This window comes from Dulcicalothrix desertica PCC 7102 (genome assembly GCF_003991905.1).
GTDB lineage: Bacteria > Cyanobacteriota > Cyanobacteriia > Cyanobacteriales > Nostocaceae > Dulcicalothrix > Dulcicalothrix desertica.
This window is the reverse complement of the sequence record NZ_RSCL01000014.1, coordinates 18,383-43,310: the sequence shown is the minus strand read 5'-3', so window position 1 is coordinate 43,310 and position 24,928 is coordinate 18,383. Positions and strand designations below refer to the sequence as shown.

Genomic DNA, 24,928 nt, shown 5'->3' with positions numbered 1-24,928 from the left:
ACTAATGAGTAAGAAACTAAACAAAATAGACATGCTTCTATTAAAATCTTTAGCTGAAAAGCCGCTTTATGGACTAAAGATTGAAGAAGAATTTAACAAACTTTATAATTCTGATTTAAGCATTAACAGCCTTTATCCTAACCTTGAGTGGTTAGAGAAAAACGAGTTTATTTCCTCCTGGTGGGTGGAGGAAGAATTTCAGGGAGGAAAAAGGCGCCGATGTTATGAATTGACTCCTAAAGGCAAGCAAGCTTTGGAAAAGTAGCGAGTGGTGCCGATATAAATAATATTTTTGTACCATAATAAGTTGTATAAAGCACTTAATTACTTTAAGTGCTTTACATTCACTATCTGAAGAATTTAGTGTATGTTTCTTCCATTGCTTTCTCAAAAGCTAGGCGTAGTTTTTGCATTGCTTCATAGTTAGGACAAAGGTGTTGTTGAGAATGAGTAATGATTGTGCTGTACTCAACTTGAAATGACTCAACTGGACGTTTTTTACTGATACCAGGATTATAATGAGTGTTATAATTACTGGCGATATAGCCACACTCATTGTTTGGCTTATCATCATATGTGTTTAAAGTAGCTTTACCTTCCAATTTTTGTTCTCGTAGTGCTGAATTAAGGTTATTTGCTAGTTCTACGATAAAGTCTGGGTTACACGTTGTTTTAACTTGTGGATTAGTTGAATTACCTTTGTTCCTATCTCCATTATTACAAAGTATAAAATAATCCATTATTCGTGCGGTACCATCCGGGTTTTTCCCTATTTCATAATGGGCTGTATTATCCCAAGCAACTACAACTATAGGTTTATTTGATTCAGTGTCGTAATCCTCAAGATTTTTTATAGTCTGTAATAATTGTTGGTGATAAGGTTCGTAAATCGTCTCACGAATAAATTTTCTTTCCTCATCAGTAGGTTCAAATCCAGAAAGCCATATATTATTTTTATTGGGTTTACCAAAATCTTGCTTCGGAAATAAGGTTGGACTATCCGGCGCCCGATTTAAGTCAACAAGGCCACGCGAATAATTACTTATGGAATAATGAGTATGTTTTGGTACAGTGTCGTCAGTGCCATAGTCTGAATATTTCACGCATTGTTCTAGAGTTAATGCACACCGACTTGTAAACTTACCGAAATTGTGACTTGCGTGGTGCGCGCTATAAACGATAGGAAGTATCTTAGACATGAATAATTACCTGGTTTTAATGACAACATATTATTAGAGTTTAGATAAATTATAGTTAGAGAAGAAGTGGCGCCTCGTCATAATACTATTTCTCGAAAACATCTGATAAATAGTTTACTCACAGGTTTACTAATAGGTACATTAATAGGGGCACCAATAGGTTGGTTCGTGCATCGCTTTTACTCTCAGCAAAAGTTAGCACAGTATTTACTCTGTCGCGAACGAAATCTTAATCAACCAGCAGCAGTTATTGATAATCTTTGCGGAACTTTATACTAGTAGTTTGGTTCAATAGTTTATATTCCCGTCTTCCTGAATTAAGGAGCCGGGAATTTTGCATTTTTACTCTGTATTCCCCTCTGTTAATTTAATTTTTTCTTGCGAGCAACGTCTTGTCCAGAAAAACTAATTTCTCCTTTCTGGCTAATGCTTATTTTAGTATTAGGGAAACTACGTTTTGTCAAAGACCTGACTAATTCAATAGTTTGCCCGTACTTATCTGCTTGGGGAATTCCAGTTTTATCTAATTGAATTGAATCAATCTTACCAGATACAAAATTACCGTCTTGGTTTATTTTGGCTTCGAGAATTAGAGAATCTCCTTTTTCGGCAGTGGTAGAAAATGTTTTATATCCAAGGAAGTTTCCTAATGAGTATGCGATAAGTTTACCTTTGTATACTTCCATTGCGCGTGGAACGTGTGGACCGTGACCCAAAATTAAATCGGCGCCTGCATCTACCATACTACGAGCGAATAATATAGAATTACCTCGGTTTTCTCCATAAAAATATTCGGTTGCGTTACGAACGTGGAGTGCATTACTACCTTCGGCGCCAACGTGCATTGATATAATAACTATCTTGGCTTTTTGCCTTGCTTGATTAACGAGTGCTTTGGCTTTTTGAATATCTTGAACTGTATTACAGTACTCGTAAAAACAAAATCCTATCCAAGCAACAGGAATATTCTTGACTTTAGTGTAAAGAATCTGATTTTTGGCGCCTACTGTTTTTACCCCAGCAGCATTTAAATTATTAACGGTATCAGAAAACCCTTTTCTACCAAAGTCCATTGCGTGGTTATTGGCAACACTCATTACATCAAAGCCAACTTGCGAAAACAAACTTGCATATTCTGGTGGAGAACGGAAAGCAAACACCGCTCCTTTTGTTGTATCTTTGGTAGTGTAAGGATGGTTTGTTAAAGTACTTTCGTAATTACCAAATAGAATATCTGAATTTTTCAGCTTATCTCTAACTGGTTTGGGAAAAAGCTGGTTAGGATTTCTAGGAAGACGGTAATCAGGAAAATTTGTTCCTGCTACAATATCTCCCACAGCTTTGATTGTTATGTACTTATCTTCAACCTTTTCTAATGGTTTTTTGTTGTTTATGTTAGAACTATTAGAGACGCTAAATGATGAAGTTAGCAGTGAAATAACAGCTAAACCTGTCAAGTAAATAAAATAATTTTGTTTAAAAAAAGTCATAAATATACACAGTTATAGTCAAGCTTCCCAATAGTCTGTAATTATTAAAACACCCGTAATTCGTTATTTTCCGGAATAATGAACAACTGCTTGTGGAATGGGCATCCTTACTTGTGGAATGGGCATCCTTGCCCGTTCCTATATTTAGGCAGGCAAGGATGCCTACCCCACAATAAAATTTTGGAAACTTTTTTGTTTAAAAGTTCCCGAAATATTAAACTGAGCTTTGTTAAAATTGTATTTATTTAATTTGCAATACAGTTGAGTGAAGATACGTATTTTATTAACTATTATCAGAGAATATATATAATATTTTTACGCAACAGTTGAAAAATATAAACGGTGTAGTTGACACCTTGGTGCCACTTCCGAGTCTAGCATTTGTACTAAACCAAGACTATGCAATTTGAATTTGATTAAACTTGGTAACTTTACGTAGCTAGACGCGGTTGCGACTTGTTTCATCGCTGCTAATAACTCTGGTTGCTCAGTGAGAATAAGTAACTGGCGCCGTAAATAATCTTTATAAATTCCTGTATCTGTTGCGGCTGTTTGCAAAACTTGCTGTAAGTCAACATCACCACAGGCTATATAATAAAGGGCAAGGCGAACTAAAAACGGATGTCCCCCTATCATAGACATTAACTGTTCTATCTCAGTATCACCCCATTGAAGTTGATGGCGCCGTGTTAGCTCTAATATTTGTTCATGGGTAAATTCTGGTAACTCAATTGGTAAACCAACATTAAAAGGAGATTGGTTAATGTCCAAAGGTACGTAAACTTCGGTTGAGTGAACTATTATCAACCGTAACTTTTTCCAAATATCTCGACGTTTAGCTTCTTCATGCAGCGCACGTAACAGTCCAAAAAAATCTCTATATATATCTGGATATTCAAAAACTCTATCAACTTCATCTAAACCCAAAGTCAACGGTTTATCCAAACTTGGAAGCAAATACTCTTCAAAATAAGCCTTGCAAGCCATATTACTACCCAAGATACCAGCTAAATCCCAATAATTATCTAACTGGTTTTGGATATTTACACTTTTAGCAACGCTTGCACAGAACCAACGCAAGAATTTATCAGCACTAGTAAAAATTTGCTGTGAAGCAAGTTGAAAGTCTAACGTTACAGCATAACTACCATGAGATTGGGATTCATTAAGAATTCTTGCCATTAAAGACGTTTTACCCATTTGTCTAGGCGCCTTAATCCGAATTAAAGAACCGAGCTTTTTAATTTCCTCATAGCAGCGTGTTTCTATTGGAGGACGGTTAATATAAAAAGAAGAAGTTAACTCAACTTGTCCCTCTGGAAGCTCTAATTGATGGGGTACATTTTGCTGTGAGGGTAAAACAACAGATTCGTTTTCATTTGAAAAATTTGCGACATCCTGCCATTCGAGTTCAAGCGCGCGGCAAATTTCAGTGAAGTTCAAAAAATCTACAGGTCTACCATTGAGAAAACTACTGACTGTAGATTGAGAGATTTGTAAACTTTCCGCTAAATCACTTTGACGAACATAACCATTACGCGGTAATGCTGATTTTACCTGTGATATACACTCTGGACGTACTCGAATTGAACGTGGCATTCTTGGCGCCTGGGTTTATTTACTTAAGTTACATGCTCAAAAAGTATCATTATAACTTAATTAAATCCCCCCTAACAGAGCGCGAATTCGGGGGGGAAAAGGTATTTAAAGCCCCCCAAATCATCGCTCTGTTGGGGGGATCAACTCTTATAAGTCAATACAAAGTCAATAGCAACTCGATATTCTCCACCCTAAACTCAGGCGCCACCAAGTTCTAATATAGGTAATGGGAAAAGGAAATTTCAAGCATCTTAGAAGAGTTTAATTTTCAATCGCCAATTATTAAAGCAATGCCAGAAACACTGGTAGGAATTCCCTTATACTACGAAACGCTGATTCAGCAGTAGAAAGCGAGAGTTGCAAATTACCCTGATGGACTCGCACAAACGATGGTAAAGCATTATCTTAGGTTTGTTGCAATTTGGGGAATGCAGTCCAAGCTTGCTAAACGGGATACAACGCTTTGGTATTACCAAATCTTAGTTGAATCAGCCCAAAATATACTTGGTGTGTTGTCTGGCTTGAACCGTGCAACCCAAAGAGGTTTTGATCTTGATCTAATTGAAAATATCTTACGCTTCTCTAGCGAACGATATTATGATGTAGAAACAGATCGGGCAGTTGTAGTTGGAAAGCATGGTGAACAGCTAGTTTTAATTCCCTACGAACAGGGTGAAAACACAATTACACCGATTACAATTCACGCCATAACTCGACAACAAATTCGATTTCGTCTAAAAACTGGACGGTTTATCACAAATGTCTGACTTCAAGCAACAATTGCCACAAATGAACTACTTCAAAGAAGAGGATATTCTTCACTTGCTAATCTCCGAAGAGCCAGAATCAGCAAGTATTGAAATTAGTCCAAATGTCACCGCTGAACTGAATGCAACCGGAGAGTTGATTGGCGTAGAAATTCTCAATGCCAGTAATTACATCCGAGATTTTATTTTGGAATCTGTTCAGGGTAAGCTGTTGAACTTGGTCAAGAGCGAAGTATAATACTATCAGCGTGTGGCGCCTCGATAACTTAGACACCTTACTCACACTCTTGTTGCGACTGGTTGCAAGATTATCTCGCTAATCATCCGACTGCGCGCGAAAGATTAAAAATGTGTAACACCAAGATGTAAAGTGTTGGTTAAAGATACAAATTAACTATAAATCTTGTGGTATGGGCATCCTTGCCCGTCCCTTAATATTTTTTATAATTAAATCTTATCTGTATAAATTTTTCCTACAACTCGATACCAACTCAATAATCTCCACCTCCAACTCAGGCGCCGCTGCACTTTAATGTATATAGTTCACCAAAAGAACCGCATATGGTTAGTGACTATATATATAAAGTTGGCGGTAGTTTATCAGAAGAGGCGCCTAGTTATGTAGTGCGTCAAGCAGATAATGACTTGTATGAGGGACTTAAGCGAGGAGAGTTTTGCTATGTTTTCAACTCTCGGCAAATGGGAAAAACTAGCTTACTGCTGCGTGCGATGCGAAAGCTGGAAGCTAGTGGTGTTTCTTGTACAACAATAGATGTGTCAGGACGGGGTAGTTTAGATATTCAACCAGAGCAATGGTACGCGGGTATTGTTTACACTTTGGTTGCTAATTTTGGAATTGCCAGTTCAAGTGAGTTTATGCGTACTTGGTGGAAAGAGCGTTCAGTCATACCACCTGTACAGCGTTTTGGTGAGTTTATCGAATCTGTACTGCTAACTCAAGTCAAGAACAACATAGTTATATTTATTGATGAGATAGACAGTATTCTGAGTCTGCAATTTAAAAGCGATGATTTTTTTGCTTTAATTAGAAGCTGCTATGAGAAACGAAGTTTTAACTCTGAGTATAAGCGTTTAACTTTTGCTTTAGTTGGTGTTGCAACTCCAAGTGATTTAATTGCCGATAAAACACGTACACCTTTTAATATTGGTCGAGCTATCCAGCTTAGTGGTTTTAAAATTAATGAAGTTGAACCTTTAGCAAAAGGGTTGTCAGATACATTTTATAATCCTCAAGAAGTGCTTGCTGCTGTATTGGAGTGGACAGGGGGACAACCTTTTTTAACGCAAAAGGTTTGTAATTTGCTTGCATCGGCGCCTACACAAACAGCTTCATCTATATATATAGAAAGTTTAATTCAAGAGCAAATAATTACTAACTGGGAATCATCTGACGAACCACCGCATCTCAAAACGATTAGAGATAGAATAACTTCTCGCGAACAGCGTAGTGGATTATTACTAGGATTATATCAAAGTATTTTACGTAATGGCGCCGTGCCAATTGATGATAGTCCAGAACAAATCGAATTGCGTTTATCTGGGTTAGTTGTAGAAGAGTCTGGATATTTAAAGGTTTACAACAAAATTTACGCTTCAATATTTAACTTACATTGGGTAGAAAAAATGCTAAATAACTTACGTCCATATTCCGAAGTATTTACAGCATGGGTAGCTTCAAATTATCAAGATGAATCACGTTTACTACGAGGTAAAGCTTTGCAAGATGGACTTTTATGGGCAAATTGTAAAAACTTAAGTAACGATGACTATAGATTTTTATCGGCAAGTCAAGAACAAGAAAAACAAGAATTTGAAAATGCACTAGCTGTTAAAGAAGAAGAAAGTCGAATATTAGCCGAAGCAAATGATACGTTATATACAGCACAGCGTAAAGCGAGAAAACAAATACGAGTAGGCGCCTCAGTACTAACTATATCATTGATTGGCACAGCAATAGCCAGCTTCATGTCATTCAAAGCTACCCAAAATACACAATATGTTCAAGAAGTTAATAAATTAGAACAAACAGGTGTAGCGACATTACGTCAATTGGAAAATAAACAAATTGAACCCTTAATATCAGCAATGGTAACGGGGCAAAAGCTTAAACAACTAGTTAAAAACCATAATTTAAGCAATTATCCTACAACTACTCCAGTTCTCGCTTTACAAACAATAGTTGATAAAATTACCGAACGTACTCAATTAACAGGACATAAAAACAATATTACTGATGTTAACTGGACTAGAGACGGTAAATATATAGTAACTGCTTCTACTGACAAAACTGTTCGTATTTGGGATATATCAGGTAAATTGGTTAGAGAGCTTAAAGCACATGATGATATAGTGCAAAGCGCTAGCTTTAGTCCAGATGGAAAGTATATTGTTACTACCTCTGAAGACAAAATAGCCAAAATTTGGAGTTTTGAAGGTAAGTTAATAGCAGCAATACCCCATAAAGGAAATTATATTGTAGCTAGATGGAGTCCCGATGGGCAAAGTTTACTTACATTTTCTTATGATAGAAACTTGAATTTTAGAGACAAAAGCGCGCGCGTTTGGGATACATCTGGAAAATTATTAATGACTTTATCTCATAATCATGATGTGATAAACGCTAACTTTAGTCCTGATGGTAAATTTATTTCTACTGTTACTATTGAGAACAAAGTATATATTTGGAATAGTTCAGGTAAATTATTACAAGCATTTAGCTCACTTGCAGTGATTGGAAGTGCAACCTGGAGTCCTAATAACAAATACTTTATTATTGCATCTGGTGGAGTTATTAAAGTATTGAATACAGAATGGAAAGAAGTTACACAAATAAAATTTGATAAGAATACAGATTTGTATAGAGTAACTTTTAGCCCAGATAGCCAATTAATTTTAATAGAATTTCTTCAAAATGGCAAATATAATACAGAGATATGGAGATCAGGGAAGAATATAGCAACCATAAATAAATCTAGCATTTCAGAACCAGCTTTTAGTCCAGATGGTAAATATATCGCAACAACTAATCGGGGTGGTATAAGCATATGGAATACTTCTGGTGAATTACAAGCGGAATTAAATAATTATCAAGGGGATTTTGGTAGTATTCGTTGGAACCCTAATGGTAAATATATAATCAGCACAAATTTGAGAGTTGCACAAATTTGGGACTTATCAAATCAATCTACAAATATTAAAACTCAAAATATGTTACCTGAAGTTGATTGGAGTCCAGATAGTAATCTTATGTATCTTGCCAAGAATGGCAAAAATATTCAAATATTAGATGGTACAGGTAAAATTATAACAATATTAAAAGGACATACGGAACTTGTTAGCAGTGCAAAATTTAGTGGAGACGGAGAAATGATAGTTTCTACTTCACTTGATAAAACTACTCGAATATGGGATACATCAGGTAAAAGTATAGCTGTATTACAAAATTTCAATACTCCATCTTTCGTTCAAATTAGTACAGATAAAAAGTATATTGTTACTCATCCAGATGATAATAGTAACATATTTTACTTATGGGATGGCAATGGTAAGTTGATTTCTAAAATACCAAAAGGAAATTTTAATGTATCATTATCTGGTAAGTATATAATTAAAAAACCTTTCAATGGGGGTGACAACATTGCTCGTATTTTAAATTTAAAAGGTCAACAAATAGCCCAACTCGAAGGACATACACAACCAATTTTTAATATACGTATAAGTCCAGATGGTCAACGTTTTATTACAGCTTCATTCGACAATACTGCCCGTCTTTGGGATTTAACAGGAAAACAATTAGCTAAACTTGAAGGACATCAAGATTATGTAACAGACGCCCAATTTAGCCCCGACGGAAAACTTATTGTTACCGCTTCTGCTGATACCACAGCGCGCGCTTGGGATATTTCAGGTAAATTTTTATTTGAACTGCCAAACCAAGACTCTGTTTCAAGTGCCCAATTTACCAAAGACGGAAAACATATTATTACTGGTGCTGGAAATAAAGTTCGAGTTTGGGACTTATCTAGCAGACAAATAGCAGAATATGAACACGAAACAGGTCTCGCAGGAGTAGAACCTAGTCCTGACGGCAAAAAAATTATGACGATAACTGCAATTAATAATCGTGTTCGTGTTTGGCGCCTTGATAACTTAGACATATTACTTACAAGAGGTTGCGACTGGTTGCAAGATTATCTCGCTACCCATCCTACTGCACGCCAAAGATTAAAAGTGTGTAATACAAAAATCTAAAGTACAACTGCAAAATATATTAACTCTTGTAATAACTCTTGTGGGATGGGCATCCTTGCCCGTCTCTTAATAATTGTTTATACAATTGCGGGCAGGGATGCCCGCTCCACAAGAGAGAGGATACAATAAGCAGCTTGGAAATCATTTGAGTATGCTTGTAATAGAGGTGAAAGTATTACCAACGTTCATGTTAATAATTTTGAACTATACAGTAAAAAACGTGACAATTGAAGCTTTTGCGAGATAATAACAAACATATGTACTCCGAAGGAGGCAGGTAAACAAATGTCACCAGAAACCGCTGTAACTGAACAAACTGTAGAGGTTTTGCAAGAATCTGTGGACTGGCAACCACCGATGCCACCCACGGATTTGATATTTGACGACGGGGAACCCTTGGAAAGTAATCGCCATCGCATCGCCATGAACACCCTAATCCGGTCATTGTTGCAGCTTTGGGCTGACCGCAATGATTTTTTCGCAGGGGGTAATATGTTTGTTTATTACAGCAACACACAAGCAATGAACAAAGATTTTAGAGGCCCTGATTTCTTTGTGACGCTTGATATTGACGGAACTAAAGAGCGTCAAGGTTGGGTAGTTTGGCAAGAAAACGGACGTTATCCGGATGTAATTGTTGAGTTGCTATCGGAAAGCACAGCAAAAGTAGATAAAGGTGTAAAGAAAGAACTTTACGAAAAAGTTTTTCGTACACGTAACTACTATATTTATGACCCGTTTGAGACAAACTCACTTCAAGGATGGCGTTTGAATGCTTCTCTGAAATACGAATCAGTTACACCTGATAGTCGAGGTTGGCTATGGAGTGAAGCTTTAGGACTATGGCTCGGTACGCACCAAGGTACTATCGACCGAGAAACTGCCAACTGGCTACGCTTTTATGATGAAACTGGTAATTTAGTGCTTTTACCAGAAGAAGCGGAAAAACAGCGTGCCGATAGCGAAGCTCAAAAAGCAGATGCTGAAACTCAAAGGGCTGAGGCTGAAGCTCAAAGAGCTGAGGCTGAACGCCAACGTGCGGAACGTCTTGCTGCAAGATTACGAGAGCTTGGAGAAGAAGTTTAGATTTATAACTTAATCAAAGTCCCCTCAACAGAGCGCTCTATTGGGGGATTTAATTTTTACGTTATTTACTGATGACGTTTACATACAAACATTTACACAATCAGTATAAAAAATTATTTTATAATCTCATTATGTTCAAAAACTTCAAAAATAGAATATTACTTCAGCAGCGAATTCAAAGTATTGAGGCTTTCACATTTCGCTTATTATTAAATCATAATTAAATTTGTTTTGTATACTACATCATAATACAATAAAAGCTACAATAGATTGTAGTTGCTTTAAGGTGGTATCCATACCATTAATTTTAAGCACTAAAGTGCTTAGTACGAGTACGAATTACGAATTATAAATATTTAATGTTCGGAGATTGAGCAAATGTCTCGTAATACAGTAAATCCTGGACTTTTTGCAAAAGATACTAAAGAATTATTTCCACTCAAACATACAGAAGTAGGCGCCAAAATTTCTGGAAACATTGCGCGTTTAGAAGTTACACAAAGTTTTGAAAACCCTTTTACAACACCGTTAGAAGCTATTTATGTATTTCCATTACCTGATGAGTCAGCGGTGGATGAAATGGAGATTAGAATTGGGGATAAGATAATTAAGGGAAGTATAAAAAAACGAGAGGAAGCACAGCAAATTTATGATAAGGCGAAGAAAGAAGGACGTACTGCGGGGTTATTAGAGCAAGAACGAGATAATATTTTTACTCAGTCTTTGGCTAATATTCTGCCAGGTGAACAAATTGATGTGACGATTCGTTACACAGATAGTTTAAAGTATGATGCGGGAAGTTATGAGTTTGTTTTCCCTATGGTAGTTGGACCAAGGTATATTCCAGGAGAATTAATTCCCTCAACTACTGATACTGATTTAGTGCCTGATGCTTCGCGTATCACTCCACCTGTAATTCCACCTGGAATGCGTGCTGGGCATGATATAAATGTGACTGTGGAAATTAATGCAGGTGTGGTTGTTACTGAGATTAAATCACCTTCGCATAAGTTAGAAACAGAATATGTTGGTGAAGTTGTACGGGTGAAGCTGGGTGTTGAAGATACTATTCCCAATAAGGATTTTATTTTACGGTACCAAGTTGCTCAAAGTGAAACGCAATCGACTGTGTTAACTCAAGTTGATGAGCGTGGTGGGCATTTTGCTATTTATCTAATTCCAGCTTTGGAATATCAACCAAGTCAAATCGTTCCTAAAGATGTTGTATTTTTAGTTGATACTTCTGGTTCACAGTCTGGCGCCCCTTTGCTACAATGTCAGGAGTTAATGCGACGTTTCATTAGTGGCTTAAACCCTGATGACACTTTTGCTATTCTTGATTTTTCTGACAAGGTTAGGCAATTATCAAAGGCGCCGTTAAACAATACTCCCGAAAATCGTAATTTAGCTATTAACTATATAAATAAGTTACGAGCAAGTGGCGGCACGGAAATGCTTACTGGCATTACTGCTGCTATTAATTTCCCGGCGCCTATTGGGCGATTGCGAACAATAGTACTGTTGAGCGACGGCTATATCGGTAACGAGAATGATATTTTGGCGGAAGTGCAAAATAACCTCAAACCAGGAAATCGTTTATATAGCTTTGGTGCGGGTAGTTCTGTTAATCGCTTTTTACTCAACCGCATCGCAGAAATTGGGCGGGGTGTTTCATATATTATTCGCCATGATGAAAAAACTGACGAAGTTACAGAAAAGTTCTTTCGCCAAGTTAGTAATCCAGTACTGATGAATATTGAGATTAATTGCGAAGGTGAAGGTGAAACTGCCGTTATTTATCCTGCACAGGCGCCTGATTTATTTGCCGAACAGCCTTTGGTTGTGTTTGGGCGCAAAAAAGATGGCAATTCTGTAAATCTTAGTATTAGTGGAACTACTGCGAACTGCGAAACATATAAAAAGGTGTTTGATATTAATTTTGATGCAGATGGAAATCCTGCTATTGCCCAGTTATGGGGACGTGCTTGTATCAAAGCATTGACAAACGAAATGTTTGCATACGAAACAACCGCAAAAACTCAAGCTGTGACAGATGTTGCTTTAACTTATAAATTATTGTCGAAGTACACTGCTTTTGTCGCAGTTAGCGAGGATGTAAGAGTTAATGCTGATAGTGGTGAGCTAGTTACAGTTGAAGTACCTGTAGAAATGCCTGAAGGTGTTGAATACGATGGTATTTTTGGTGGTTTTGCAGAAGCTGGGTCTGCTGAGTTTGCTCGTGGAGCAGGTATATTCTACCTTGCATCCCCGGCGCCTGCTTCTTATGAACAACCAGAGTTTCTAAGAAGAAAACGCAGTAATTCTACTAATTTACCTCCTCAACCAGCAACACCAATAAATCCTCAACTAGAAGTTATTAGTATTACTGGTTTAGAACCGTCGATAGCTACTGTGTTGACTAATTATTTACAAAGCAAAGAGTTACCCACTAGTTTTAATGGCAAAGTTGTTGTACAAATTCAACTTAGTAAGGGACGTGTTCAACAAGTAAGTTTCGATGAAGATGCTTCAACTTTAAATTCTGCCAAAATTTTAGTTGCTATTAGGCGCCTGCTTATATCTTGGCAATCACCTGGTATTACAGCAACAGCACACCTTATTTTACAAATAAATTCTTAAATCCCTCTTGTGGAACAGGCATCCGAAGCTGTTATGACATCTAGGGCGGGTTTACATATATCCTGATAAATAGTACAAAATTTAGGTTAACCCGCCCGTACTAGGCAGATGTTGCAATTTAAATATTCTTCGTTAATTGAGGCGCCTGTTGAAGTTGTTTGGCAATTCCATGAGCGCGCGGATGCATTAAAATTACTTACTCCACCTTGGCAACCTATTCAAGTTGTGCGTCGCGAAGGTGGTTTAGGTATTGGTGCAATTACGGAGTTCCGAATGTTTTTAGGACTACTACCTTTAACTTGGTTGGCACGACATACTGAGTATGAACAGTACCGTTGTTTTACTGATGAACAGCTTTCGGGGCCATTTGAGTTTTGGCAACACCGACATTTGTTTGATAGTGAGCGTAATAAAACTAGATTAACTGATGCTATCTCGTTTTCTATGCCTGGTGGTGAAACTGTTGAATTTATGAGTGGTTGGATAGTACAAGCTCAACTTGAAGCTACGTTTCGCTATCGTCATGAAATAACTAGGCGAGAATGCGAATCTAAGTGAGTATAAAGTGCTGAGTGTTGAGTACTTAATCGAAAAATTATATTTTATTTCCTTTTATTAAAGAATATATAAACGTCTGGGGTATTTAGTTGCTTTAGACGCTTTTTTTTACGATACTAACTCAATCATTACAACAGTAAAAACACTTATAAAACCCTGAAGTTGTTCAATCTTGATTTAAATTAGTTCCGTAACATTACTTAGATAAATTTTAAAAATTAATATGTTGTTAAGTAAATTCGCTTGGCGCCTCGGATTCAATCTGACTTATGCTGGTATATTGGCTTCGCAGTTTTTTCCTGTGACTCAAACTATGGCACAGTCGTCTATGCTACAGTTCAGTGGAGCAACGGGAATTTGCCCTATTCAGAACTCGTTTCCTAAGCGCAGCTTTGAAACTTCAAAATATAAGCTTTATATCTGTTTAGGAGATACTAAAAATCCTTTAGGTTATTACGTGCGCGTCACAAAGAGCGATGATATTAAAATTACACTGCCCATTGTCCGTAAAAATGGTGAGACTTATATTGCGAAACTAGGGGAAATTAGTCACATAGTTTCACCTTATGAGTTTATGGTAAATAAATTGGGGCGTATTTTAAACAGGGAAAGAGTAACTAGCGCAATTTCAGGTGATGGGCAACTTCTTGTCAGCGCTTGTCCACAAGGGGAAAATGTTCTTATTGAGGCTGTGACTAAAAGCTTTATTGTATATATATGTGGCAACGATAAATCCGGAAGTTATGTTGGTGTAGCAAGAATAGGTAATGAAAAAATCACTATTCCTTTACAGAATCTCAAACCTGATGGCGCCTTTGAAAAGCAAAACTATTTGGCAGTTAAGGGTAATACTCGCTTTCTCTTAACTCGTGAGAGTTTGGAAATTATGGTAGGTGATGCCACCATTGTTAAAGAAAAAGTAATTCGATGGCAATAAAAATCTTCTTGTGGAATGGGCGTCCCCGCCCGTTCAAACACGTTCAAACATTAAGGCGGGCACGGATGCCCGCTCCACAAGATTGTGAATTAAATTATTTTATGCATCTTTGTTTTTGAGGGCTTGTCGCGAAGCCCATTGCACGAAACCTGGCAAAAGACGATACAATCCTTGTGAGACGTTTGCAGAACCTACCATCACCTCTGATTTTTGATTGCTTACTGCATCCCAAATTGCATTTGCTACATCTTTGGGTTTCTCTACGACTGGAACATTTGTAATTTGACCTAATTGTTCACGACGTTTCCGCATGTCTTCTTCATCTTTACCGCGAAAGATTGCTCGCTCCAAAAGACTACTGGCTATTAAGTTTGGATAAATACCACAAACCTGAATACCTTTTGGTTTCAGTTCTGCTTGCAGTGCTTCAGTTAATCCTGTTACAGCAAATTTACTAGTACAGTATGCTGCCATATAAGGTGTAGGCACTTTCCCACCTATCGAACTCAGATTAACTATTGTTCCTTTTCCACGTTCGAGGAAATGCGGTAGTAGTGCGTTTATTGTATGGATATACCCCCACAAATTGGTATCAATGATTTGATGCCAATCATCTAATGAAAAATCCTCTACTGTTCCTGTCGCGAATATACCAGCATTATTTACTAGTACATCAATAGTGCCAAAATGCGCTAATGCTTTGTTTACTAGCGTTTTAACTTGCTCAGGGTCACGAACATCACAACTAACAGTCAAAACATCGTTGTTGTAACCAAGGTTTTTTACTTCTTGCGCTGCTGCTTCCAGTACTTCAGGTCTGCGTGCAGCTAGTACTAAGTTATATCCTTTGCGTGCGAACAAAAGTGCAGTCTGTTTACCTATTCCTTGCGAGGCACCTGTTATTAGTATTGTTGGACTCATAATGATTTTTCTAAAAGTACATCTTTTATAAGTTTGGTGAACTAGCTGATAGAAACCTTCTCACTAAAGTTAGAAAAAATCTTAGAAACCGGGTTTCTTCCCTGAAACTTGTAATAAAAATAAAGATTTGTCTGCGACAATGAATGCGTAGAAACCCGGTTTCTTAGTTAAAGTTTTGCGGAGTTTCGCGAAGCATTATATATTTATGTTAAATATATTTGATATTTTGAATACTTATCAAATTTGTACTATATAGCTCCCATCAGCTTTAAGAATGACAAAACAGTATCCAAAAGTTACAAATATGTGAGTTTTTTTAAGATAAATCTTGAAACTAGAGACAGAGAGTTAAATTCTGATAAATACTTAGTATTAGAGTAAATGTTGCTTGTTTTTTACAGTGGGTTATACAAAATACTTAGCCCTTAACCAAAACGATGTTAACATTTTGACTCTTGTACTCAATAACTACTGGACATCAATGCTACAAAAATCAATTGTATACCCATCACAAATTCCTTTTGAAAATAGTATACATCCTTACCGAGGGATAACTACAGCTATTGCTATTATAGGAATATGGGCGGTTAGTTTAATTTTATTAATGAACGTAAATGTTCAAGAAACTAATATAATCGCTTTAGTTGCTGGTGTGTTATACCAAACTTTTTGTTACACAGGACTTTTTATTACGGCACATGACGCAATGCATGGAGCAGTTAGCTCTTATAATATTAAATTAAATCATTTTATCGGTTCACTATGTCTCTTTTTATACGGTGCATTATCGTATAAAACACTGCTAAAAAAACACTGGCAACACCATCAACATCCTGGTACCTTAAATGACCCCGATTTCCACGATGGAAAACACCACAATCTAATTGCATGGTATTTACATTTCATGAAGGGATATTGGAGTTGGAAGCAAATTATTACAATAACGATTGTTTATAACTCACTTGCTTACCTTGCCCATGTACCACAAATAAATCTTATTTTATTTTGGGTAACACCTTCATTACTAAGTTCATTACAATTATTTTATTTTGGTACTTTTGAACCTCATAGTGAACCAATTACTGGATATACAGATTCTTCTCATACCCGTACAATTTCTCGTCCTGCGTGGTTATCTTTCTTAACTTGCTATCATTTCGGATACCACCTAGAACATCATCAATACCCAAATGTGCCTTGGTGGCAGTTATCTAAAGTTCATCAACAAATTGACTTGCTACAACTTTTGGACGTAGACAAAGATAAGCAAGAGGTCCAAACAACGGTGCCAGTGCAATAAATAGATATAATTGTCCCATCTGCTGTTTATTCCAGTTACGACGAGTTATATCATCATCAAGAATACTCGTTGGAAACAATAGATAAAATAAGCAGAAAGCAAGACTCATTCCATGAATAAATTTATCTTGCATGAACTGGTCGATAAAACCATCCCAGTTGCCAAAGATAAAAGCGTAAATAAATAAACCAAGAGTTGTAACCGTTAGGGAGTAAGCAAAAAAGCGCGAGTCGAGAAAGTTTAAAAATTTATCTTTCTCACCACTAAAGCTTTGATTCGATTCGCGTAACGCCAAATATGGTATTAAACCTATAACACCCGATGCTATCGAAGCAATGGCAAAAGGATAAAATCGTATCGATTGCATTCGACCATCAAAAAATAACAGACTACTATATATAAGTAGCCAAATCCCTACAAGAGAAAATAATGATAAAATAACGGGGTTTACCTGCGTCCATTGAAGCGTAAGAATATTAACTAGCAGTTTTATAGTCGCTTCTAGATGCAGTGGTGGGGCAAGAAAAACTACATAAACAATAAATCCTGCCCATAATAACCACAATGCACTCCTATTCATAAGATTTTATATTTATTTTATGTTGTAGCTGGTTTTTGTTGACTTTGATTAATGCTCCTACCGACTTCGGGTAAAGGTCTTCTTATACATAAGTATATCAAGGCGCCGAATAACGGAACTAATGCGGTTAACCAAAATAATCCTTTATTATCTGTCATTCCCCGACGTGCCATATCGTCTTCAACTAAACTAGAGAACAACAAACACAGCAAGCAAAAGTCTAAACTCATAACATGAATAAACCGACTTGTTTGCCATTGCTGTACAAAGTTACCCCAGTTACCTTGGCTAATTCCATAAAAAACTAGAATAATTGCACCAACAGATAGTAAAATTGCTGTGATACGAGAGTCTAATATTTTAATCAAAGCATTTTTCTGACCGATAAATTCGGGGTTTGGTGTACGCAAACCAAGGTAGGGTAGTAATGCAAAGGCGCCGACTCCAAATGAAAACGTTGCAAATGGCCAAGCTGCGACTTTTTGTCCTCTACCATCAATAAATACCAAACACGCATAAATCATGGGCCATACTCCCATGATGTTGAATAAAGCAATTACCAAAGGATTGATTCCTTCCCATTGACCAGTCGATAGATTTTTGATTAACTCAAATGTGTCGGGTTGGTCAGGAGGTGCGAATATAAAGGCGTAGGTGGTAAATCCTAGCCAGATTAACCAAAATGTTATTTTTCTTAGCATATTATAGATAATACTTGTTGGTTACAACAGCTTATCTATCTTAGGTGATATTTTTATTGGTATGGTGGGCACTGCCCACCCTACACTAACTAATCGCTTCGCTGAGATATTCTGAGGCAGCAGTTACTACCGCAATTGCATTTTCGTAATCTAATCTTGTGGGACCAAGTACTCCTATACTTCCAACTGGTACAGAACCGCGTCGGTAGGTAGATGATATTAATGTACACCCACGTATTGGTTCTAATGGATTTTCGGCGCCAATGCGAATTGTAATTTTTGGTTTACCTGGTTCTTCTAATCCGTCGGTTTCTTCAAAAATTAGGCGCCAAAGTTGCTCTTGTTCTTCTTCTAAAAGCTGAATAATCGTTTGTACTTGCTGTAACTGCGAAAATTCAGGTTGACGCAATACCTCAGAAACTCCACGCACCATAATTTGTGTACGTTCAGAGGCAACTTTACGATGGTTTAATTCTGAGAGCGATGTTTTTAAGTATTCTCCGTAATGATGAAATTCGCGGTCGAGTTGTGTCCAGTCGAGGTTTGCTAACTCAAGCGTACTTTTTCCACGCAAATGACTATTCAAGAAATTAGAAACTATCTGCAACTCACGGTCTATTAACTCCGCATCACGCTTGCTTCCATCTGGTGCTGGTGGTATGTCTAATAAAGTGGAGTGCGTCTCATACCCCTCTGTCACCACTATTAACATTACTTTCCCAGCTTCAATTTGCACCAGCTGCAAATGACGCAACACGGTGCCGCCATTTTGTGGCATCGTAATTAATGTTATGCAACCGCTCAAAGTCGAAAGAATTTGCGCTGCACCATGCAATAGCGCTTCTAAACTCCAATCTTCCCACTTCAAACGTGTTTGCAGCGCTTGCTCAACTTGCAAAGTTATCGCTTCACTTGGCGCCGTTAAATTGTTTACATAAATTCGATATCCTGAATCTGAAGGGACTCTACCCGCTGAGGTATGTGGTTGATACAGTAACCCAGCTTTCTCAAGCACCCCCATCACATTCCGAATTGTCGCAGAGCTAACACCAAGATTAAACTCTTCTAGCAAGGCTTTTGAACCAACTGGCTCGGCTGTGGCAATATAGTGTCGCACCGTTGCCCAAAGTATATGCTGTTGTCGATTTGTTAATTGAACTGGCATAGGATGTGTTTACTGAAGGCAAATCTTAATTAAAAAGTTTTAAAGCTTAAATCTATCTGACAATATTCGGGTACGTAGAATCTAAAATACTAATCCCAAGATTAATATTTTATTAAGAAAGATACCAAATCTATCCCCGATTTTTAAGAAAAGTTAAATAAAGTTACATTTGTATATAGTAATTTAGTTTTTACTACAATATCATGTATACTGTAATACCATGCCACTGGGTTATTTATCAGTACTAGTAGATGCAGCAGCTTTACTAGCCCCTAAGTTTAATCTACATATATAGATGAATAAATGACCATCTACTGAAAGTAAGGTCTTTTTACTTACTGCTATTTAATTGTGCTAATTGAGACTTTATTCGTTGATATACTATATATAATTTCATAAGTAGTTACAAAACGCTGTATTGTTAAATACTAAAATACACGTCTGTTTATGCTTGCTGCCTCAGTAATAATGCTGGGTATAACCGTCTAAAGGTAAATATTACATAAGTATAACGTCGATAAAATCATTAGTATTGAGGAATAGAGGGGTCAACTAAGCTGGAATAAGCTGCTATCCCACCTGTAATATTTTTTACATTGGTAAAACCTTGATTTACAAGCCATTGGCACATTTGAGCGGAACGAACACCATGATGGCACAGCACAAGGGTTTCCGATTCGCAATCAAATTGTGTATGAATTTGCTCTCCCCAAGCTGCAAATTCACTCAAAGGTAAGTTGACAAAACCCTCAATTCGAGCGATATCTATTTCTTGAGGTTCACGAACATCAATCAGCTGAATCTTGTCGGCGCCTGATAACAAGCGTTCTTGTAATTGTTCGACGCTAACTTGAGGTTGTTTACTAGAAAGGGGTGAGTCTGGATATTGCGCCATCTTGTTACTTAACTTTTTATTAACCACTATATTTCTTATTTTTACACAAAGAGCTTTGTTATTTCGTATCTTCCCCCTACATTTTCTGCTTTAAATACCCCTTTCCCCTTTTTCCTTTCCCCTTTAACCTAAAGTTGTTGGCATTGAGTAATAGAATATATGACGAAATCATTCCTTCGTCTTTTTGCAGTAAGTTTGATTGTGCTGCTTTTGAATGTGACATGCTGTGCTTCTGTATTGGCAGCAAGTCCATTTGGTAAAGCAAGTGTAACAGAAGCATCCGCAGCAATATTCGTATCAAAGCAGGCGCCTGTAATGATATCTATATTGAATCCAGAAAAGTTACAGTCGTTAGATAAAGGTGACAACTCGTTTTTAAAAAGCGATTTTTTCAAAAATTCTGGCATTGATTTTCGTAAAGATGTTCAACCTTGGTTAGGAAACGAAGTTACACTTGCTGTCACTAGCTTAGATTTTGACCGTGACCCCGATAACGGTAAGTCACCTGGATATTTGCTCGCAATGGCAACTAAATCACCAGAAAAAAGCCGCGAGTTTGTGCAGTTATTTTTCTCGAAACGAGTTTTAGCTGGCGCCGACTTAAGTGTGGAAGAGTTTGCAGGTATAAAAGTTATCTCTGATGCTTCAAAAGGTAAGGGAACGTTAGCGGGTGCGGTAGTTGGTGACAAATATGTTTTGTTTGCGAACGACCCCAAAGTGCTGCGTGAAGCGATAAATAATGCTCAAGCACCCGATTTAAGTTTAACTTCGTCAAAGAAATATCAAGATATTAGTCAAATATCAGCAAAATCTTATGGTGCAGCATTTTTAAATCTTCCAATTGTGGCAGAATGGCTTGGTTTGAAGTTACCTATACAAAACTTTGATGAACAACTTGTAACGTTGGCGCCAGTTTCTAAAGGTTTGCTTGCTCAAACAGTAGCACTACCAACTCAAGAATTGAAGGCGCCGTTAGAGTTATTGTCAAAACCTGTAAATGCGCTCAAATATATTCCAGCAAACGTTGGTATTGCTGTTGGCAGTAAAAACTTAAGCACTTTACCCGAAAGTAATTTGGCTTTATTTTGGCAACAACTAAGAAGTGCGTTAGAAATTAAGCTTAATAATATCAACGATATTGTACAACAAGACTTCAAAGTTGAAAAGCGTTGGGGAATAGACTTACCGAAAGATATCTTTGATTGGGTACAAGGTGAATATGCTATTGGCTTGATATCATCACCTCAACAATCACCTGAATGGGTTTTTGTTACCGAAAAGGCGCCTTCTACACAAGAGGGTATCGCAAAACTCGATGCAATAGCAACTAAAAACGGGTTAAGCGTTACAGAGTTCAACCTACTTGACCAACATATTGTTGCTTGGACACAGTTAAAAGCTGCCAACTCCAGTAAAAATGGTACTAAACCATCTTTTAGTATCGAAGCAAAAGCTTACGGAGTACATACAACTTTAGATAACTATGAAATTTTCACTTCATCCTTAGAGACTATGTACGAAGTTCTCTCAATCAAGGATAATACATTATTAGAAAACCGCAATTTTAAGAATTGTATCGCTGCGCTTGCTGAAACAAACGCTGGCTATGTATACATTGATTGGGCAGCGAGTCAGGGTATCTTAGAGCGTCAGCTACCTGTACTCAAACTGCTCAAAGTAGTCGCAAAACCTTTCTTCAACAATTTGCATTCATTAACCATCACTAACTACGGTGATGATGCTAACTCACTCAAAGGTGATATATTTTTTCAACTTGAAGAATAAATGTAGAGACACGGTAGAGACGCGATTATTCCCTGCGGGACACTACGTGAACGCGTCTCTACATTGTGACAGATTAATATCTGACACAACCCTTAAGTTCTTCAAGGTGTCTTCTAGTTATGATATGTATATAACTTTACTCATACACCGTTGAAGGGCTGCTATGAACAAACGTCAATATCGACTATTGTCAGCCTCGCGAATCAAGCAATTCCTGCCTAGGAATGCTTGGTCAAAAGGCGGATGGTTTTTGGGTATACTTACGGTCATTAGCTCACTTCCAGTAATGGCTGATACGGCAAACTTTGGTACAATTAGTTTGGCGCCAGGTTTTGATAGCACCACTGCTTCATTATCAGGGTATACAGGTGGTTCTTATTCGCTATCTGCAATAACCAACCGCGATGCCAACAACAAAGCTTGTATTGGGTTTGCCGACCCAACACCCGACCATATAGTAGTTTTACAAAAAGATTTTTCTAATTTAAGAATTTCTGTAGATAGTGATGGTTCAGATACCACACTTTTAGTTCAGGCGCCAGACGGTAAAATTTACTGCGGTGACGACACTGGTAGACGTAAAGATGCCAGCGTTGCATTAAACCAATTGAAACAAGGAAGTTACAAAGTATGGGTGGGTACTTTTAACCCAGGCGCCAAACTAAATTATACCTTAACTGTAAAACAACCTTAATTATATTGTGGGATGGGCATCCTTGCCCGTCCCTATCAAACACCCAATTCTTTCAATCTAGCTTTTGCATCATTATAACTACCCTTCTCACCTTTATCTTGAAATAACTGTGCAGCCTTATTAAAATCAGTGATAGCCTTAGCAACCTTTCCCAAATCAGTAAACACTAATCCTCGATTATAATAAGCCAAAGCATACTCAGAATTTATACTAATAGCTTTTGTATAATCTTTAATCGCATCTTGCCAAAAACCACGTTCAAGATTCGCGTTTCCTCGGTAACTATAAGCTGATGCATTATCTGATTCTAATGCAATAGCTTTGTTAAAATCAGCAAAGGCGCCTGTGACATCATTATTTTTCAAGCGAAAGTTACCCCAATGAATATAGGTATCAGGATATTTATGATTGAGTGACAATGCTTGACTATAATCGTTATAAGCTTTTTCAGGGTCGGCTAAATCACTATATACATCACCTCGTGCTAAATATGCTTTGATGTACTTAGCATCTATTTCAATAGCTTTGGTAAAATCTTTCTTAGCTGCTTGTTTTTGATTTAGCTCGTAGTAATTTAAACCACGTTCATAATATAATTCCGCATTTTCTGATTGTAGTGCTACTGCTTGGTCAAAATCTTTACCAGCATCAAGCTTATTACCCTGTTTACGAAACATTTTTGCACGCTCGACATACGCTACAACAAGTTCAGGGTTGAGCGAAATAGCTTTATTCATATCCTCGAACGCACGCTGCCTGTCTTTGATTTTATTACGTGCAAGTCCACGCGCATAATAAAATTCGCTATTTTTTGCATCAAGTTTAATCGCTTGATTATAATCGGTAATGGCGCCGATATAATCACCTAACGAATAAAGACTAAAACCACGGTCGTAGTAAGAGTTTGCGTCTTTAGGGTTAAGTTGAATTGCTGCACTAGAATCTACTACAGACTTATTATAATCACCTAAGCGGTAATATGAATCTCCGCGTCGATTATATGCTGCTGCATAATTGGAGTTTATATCAATTGCTTCGTTAAAGTTTGTAATTGCAGCTTGATAATTTTGAGCCTCGTATTGATTTATACCTTGTTTGTAAAATTCTTCAGCTTGACCAATATCTCTAGGTTGGATAAGAATCCAGCTAATTATTCCTACAATTATAAAGCTTGCGGCGCCTACAAGTAAAATTAAATGAATTTGTGCTTTACGTTCTTCTTTAATACTAAAATACTTATCTTGTAACGGTCTAATATCAATCAAAGCATCAAGAGCAGATTGATAACGACGTCGATAATCGAGCTTAACCATTTTATTGATAACATGCGCTAATCTACGGTTAACTTTAGGACTGCGATGGCGCCAGCGGATTTCACCTGTGATAAAATTTCTAGGACTATTAATTCCCGTAATTTCACTTGCTGGTAAATTAGTTAACATCGAAATAGCAATTATACCTAGAGAGTAAATATCGCTATTAAATTGTGTACTGCCATGATACTGTTCCATTGGCATATACTCAGAAATACCAAGGTTATAATTAATAGCTGCTTCATTACTACCAAAATCAATTAATACATACTCCTTATCTAACTCGCGTTGAATAATGTTACTTGGTTTAATATTACGGTGAATTATCCCTTGACCATGTACATATACTAAAATCTTTAGTAAACTCAAAAAAATATTTACTATCTCTTCTTCAGTTGAGTGTATTTGCTGCTCTATTTTGTGACTAAGAGAATTACCTCGAATAAACTCTTTTAACAAACAAACTTCTTTACTTTCTATCCAATAAGTGAATATTTGCTGAATTCTATCATGTTTCCGTGCGATTTCCTGCAAAGTCTGGATTTCTTTATTCAGCGAACTCATTACATCATTTAATTCTTGCTCGCTTGAATTATGTATGAATATCTTTTTAAATATATAATAGGTGGAATTTTTCTCGTCTATATCAGCGACAATATAGTTTTCACCCACTTTATCTTGACTCAATACTTGGATAATTCGGTAGCGCAAACCTAAGAGTTGAGACATTGGTAATATCTATATAGTTACTTCCTTTCTTATTTTAAGAAACTCTAATAGAATCAAATTATTGGAGTGTGTTTTAATGAACATTTGATTTAATAATTTAGAAAGTATAAAATCCCCCCTAACCCCCCTTATTAAGGGAGGTTAGGGGGGATTAAGTCTTTATTTACACAATGTCAATAGAGTTTTTACTTAAAGGACATGAGAAAAACAGTAAGATTATTTTTCTTGAACAACCGTGGTGGGAAATCGATGAAGAAGCCAAAATAGAAGAACAAGCTTTAATATACAAAGTCTTAG

At 37.0% G+C, this 24,928-nt stretch carries 21 protein-coding genes; 12 read left to right on the top strand and 9 right to left on the bottom strand.

Features of this window, described 5'->3' with window-relative positions; translation table 11 throughout:
- Window positions 1-4: 4 nt before the first annotated feature.
- Window positions 5-265, top strand: coding sequence for a PadR family transcriptional regulator (locus DSM106972_RS27285; protein WP_158632883.1), 261 nt, complete (start codon window positions 5-7; stop codon window positions 263-265).
- 82 nt (window positions 266-347) lie between these two features.
- Here DSM106972_RS27285 and DSM106972_RS27280 read toward each other — a convergent pair whose 3' ends face one another.
- Window positions 348-1,199: an N-formylglutamate amidohydrolase gene (locus DSM106972_RS27280; protein ID WP_127083645.1), complete on the bottom strand. Its 852-nt coding sequence runs from the start codon at window positions 1,197-1,199 to the stop codon at window positions 348-350.
- Window positions 1,200-1,265: 66 nt separating this feature from the next.
- Between DSM106972_RS27280 and DSM106972_RS27275 the strand changes: the two genes are divergently transcribed.
- On the top strand, window positions 1,266-1,478 hold the full coding sequence (locus DSM106972_RS27275) for a hypothetical protein (RefSeq protein ID WP_233787021.1): 213 nt from the start codon (window positions 1,266-1,268) through the stop codon (window positions 1,476-1,478).
- Window positions 1,479-1,561: 83 nt separating this feature from the next.
- On the opposite strand, the gene DSM106972_RS27270 is transcribed toward DSM106972_RS27275, so the two are convergent.
- On the bottom strand, window positions 1,562-2,689 hold the full coding sequence (locus tag DSM106972_RS27270; RefSeq protein WP_127083643.1) for a CapA family protein: 1,128 nt from the start codon (window positions 2,687-2,689) through the stop codon (window positions 1,562-1,564).
- A gap of 315 nt (window positions 2,690-3,004) precedes the next feature.
- The gene (locus tag DSM106972_RS27265) at window positions 3,005-4,288 is read right to left on the bottom strand and encodes an AAA-like domain-containing protein (protein WP_127083642.1); all 1,284 of its coding nucleotides are present in this window, start codon (window positions 4,286-4,288) and stop codon (window positions 3,005-3,007) included.
- A 389-nt stretch (window positions 4,289-4,677) separates the two neighbouring features.
- Between DSM106972_RS27265 and DSM106972_RS52715 the strand changes: the two genes are divergently transcribed.
- The 7 genes from DSM106972_RS52715 (at window position 4,678) to DSM106972_RS27230 (ending at window position 14,548) form a co-directional block, all read left to right on the top strand.
- Entirely contained in the window at window positions 4,678-5,055 is a 378-nt protein-coding gene (locus DSM106972_RS52715) for a hypothetical protein (RefSeq protein WP_233787020.1), read from the top strand.
- Window positions 5,048-5,293 (top strand): DUF2283 domain-containing protein, encoded by a 246-nt coding sequence (locus tag DSM106972_RS27255; RefSeq protein WP_127083641.1) that lies wholly within the window; start codon window positions 5,048-5,050, stop codon window positions 5,291-5,293. The genes DSM106972_RS52715 and DSM106972_RS27255 overlap by 8 nt, the downstream gene beginning before the upstream one ends.
- Before the next feature lie 323 nt (window positions 5,294-5,616).
- Window positions 5,617-9,327 carry a WD40 repeat domain-containing protein gene (locus DSM106972_RS27250; RefSeq protein ID WP_127083640.1) on the top strand — a complete coding sequence of 1,237 codons (3,711 nt, stop codon included), beginning with the start codon at window positions 5,617-5,619 and terminating at the stop codon, window positions 9,325-9,327.
- A 285-nt stretch (window positions 9,328-9,612) separates the two neighbouring features.
- Window positions 9,613-10,413, top strand: coding sequence for a Uma2 family endonuclease (locus tag DSM106972_RS27245; protein ID WP_127083639.1), 801 nt, complete (start codon window positions 9,613-9,615; stop codon window positions 10,411-10,413).
- Between the two features lie 378 nt (window positions 10,414-10,791).
- The gene (locus DSM106972_RS27240) at window positions 10,792-13,053 is read left to right on the top strand and encodes a VIT domain-containing protein (protein ID WP_127083638.1); all 2,262 of its coding nucleotides are present in this window, start codon (window positions 10,792-10,794) and stop codon (window positions 13,051-13,053) included.
- A 108-nt stretch (window positions 13,054-13,161) separates the two neighbouring features.
- A complete protein-coding gene (locus DSM106972_RS27235) occupies window positions 13,162-13,611 on the top strand; it encodes an SRPBCC family protein (RefSeq protein ID WP_127083637.1) in 450 nt (149 codons plus the stop codon).
- A gap of 223 nt (window positions 13,612-13,834) precedes the next feature.
- Window positions 13,835-14,548, top strand: a complete 714-nt coding sequence (locus DSM106972_RS27230) for a hypothetical protein (RefSeq protein ID WP_233787019.1) — start codon at window positions 13,835-13,837, stop codon at window positions 14,546-14,548.
- A gap of 99 nt (window positions 14,549-14,647) precedes the next feature.
- On the opposite strand, the gene DSM106972_RS27225 is transcribed toward DSM106972_RS27230, so the two are convergent.
- Window positions 14,648-15,469 carry an SDR family NAD(P)-dependent oxidoreductase gene (locus tag DSM106972_RS27225; protein ID WP_127083636.1) on the bottom strand — a complete coding sequence of 274 codons (822 nt, stop codon included), beginning with the start codon at window positions 15,467-15,469 and terminating at the stop codon, window positions 14,648-14,650.
- A gap of 400 nt (window positions 15,470-15,869) precedes the next feature.
- On the opposite strand from DSM106972_RS27225, the gene crtW reads away from it, so the two are divergent.
- The gene (crtW, locus tag DSM106972_RS27220; RefSeq protein WP_233787920.1) at window positions 15,870-16,769 is read left to right on the top strand and encodes a beta-carotene ketolase CrtW; all 900 of its coding nucleotides are present in this window, start codon (window positions 15,870-15,872) and stop codon (window positions 16,767-16,769) included.
- Here crtW and DSM106972_RS27215 read toward each other — a convergent pair.
- The 4 genes from DSM106972_RS27215 to DSM106972_RS27200 all read right to left on the bottom strand — a co-directional run bounded on the left by DSM106972_RS27215 (window position 16,681) and on the right by DSM106972_RS27200 (window position 20,110).
- Entirely contained in the window at window positions 16,681-17,349 is a 669-nt protein-coding gene (locus DSM106972_RS27215; RefSeq protein ID WP_127083634.1) for a hypothetical protein, read from the bottom strand. The two genes, crtW and DSM106972_RS27215, sit on opposite strands and share 89 nt — an antisense overlap.
- Window positions 17,350-17,366: 17 nt before the next feature.
- Window positions 17,367-18,050, bottom strand: a complete 684-nt coding sequence (locus tag DSM106972_RS27210) for a DUF2834 domain-containing protein (protein WP_127083633.1) — start codon at window positions 18,048-18,050, stop codon at window positions 17,367-17,369.
- A gap of 85 nt (window positions 18,051-18,135) precedes the next feature.
- Window positions 18,136-19,215 (bottom strand): heat-inducible transcriptional repressor HrcA, encoded by a 1,080-nt coding sequence (gene hrcA / locus DSM106972_RS27205; RefSeq protein WP_127083632.1) that lies wholly within the window; start codon window positions 19,213-19,215, stop codon window positions 18,136-18,138.
- A 526-nt stretch (window positions 19,216-19,741) separates the two neighbouring features.
- Window positions 19,742-20,110: a rhodanese-like domain-containing protein gene (locus DSM106972_RS27200; RefSeq protein ID WP_127083631.1), complete on the bottom strand. Its 369-nt coding sequence runs from the start codon at window positions 20,108-20,110 to the stop codon at window positions 19,742-19,744.
- A gap of 159 nt (window positions 20,111-20,269) precedes the next feature.
- Between DSM106972_RS27200 and DSM106972_RS27195 the strand changes: the two genes are divergently transcribed.
- Together DSM106972_RS27195 and DSM106972_RS27190 are read left to right on the top strand one after the other, a co-directional pair.
- The gene (locus tag DSM106972_RS27195) at window positions 20,270-21,895 is read left to right on the top strand and encodes a DUF3352 domain-containing protein (protein WP_127083630.1); all 1,626 of its coding nucleotides are present in this window, start codon (window positions 20,270-20,272) and stop codon (window positions 21,893-21,895) included.
- A gap of 163 nt (window positions 21,896-22,058) precedes the next feature.
- Complete coding sequence (locus DSM106972_RS27190) at window positions 22,059-22,589, top strand: hypothetical protein (protein WP_233787018.1); 531 nt, start codon at window positions 22,059-22,061, stop codon at window positions 22,587-22,589.
- Between the two features lie 35 nt (window positions 22,590-22,624).
- Here DSM106972_RS27190 and DSM106972_RS27185 read toward each other — a convergent pair whose 3' ends face one another.
- Complete coding sequence (locus DSM106972_RS27185) at window positions 22,625-24,631, bottom strand: tetratricopeptide repeat protein (protein ID WP_127083629.1); 2,007 nt, start codon at window positions 24,629-24,631, stop codon at window positions 22,625-22,627.
- Between the last annotated feature and the right edge of the window lie 297 nt (window positions 24,632-24,928).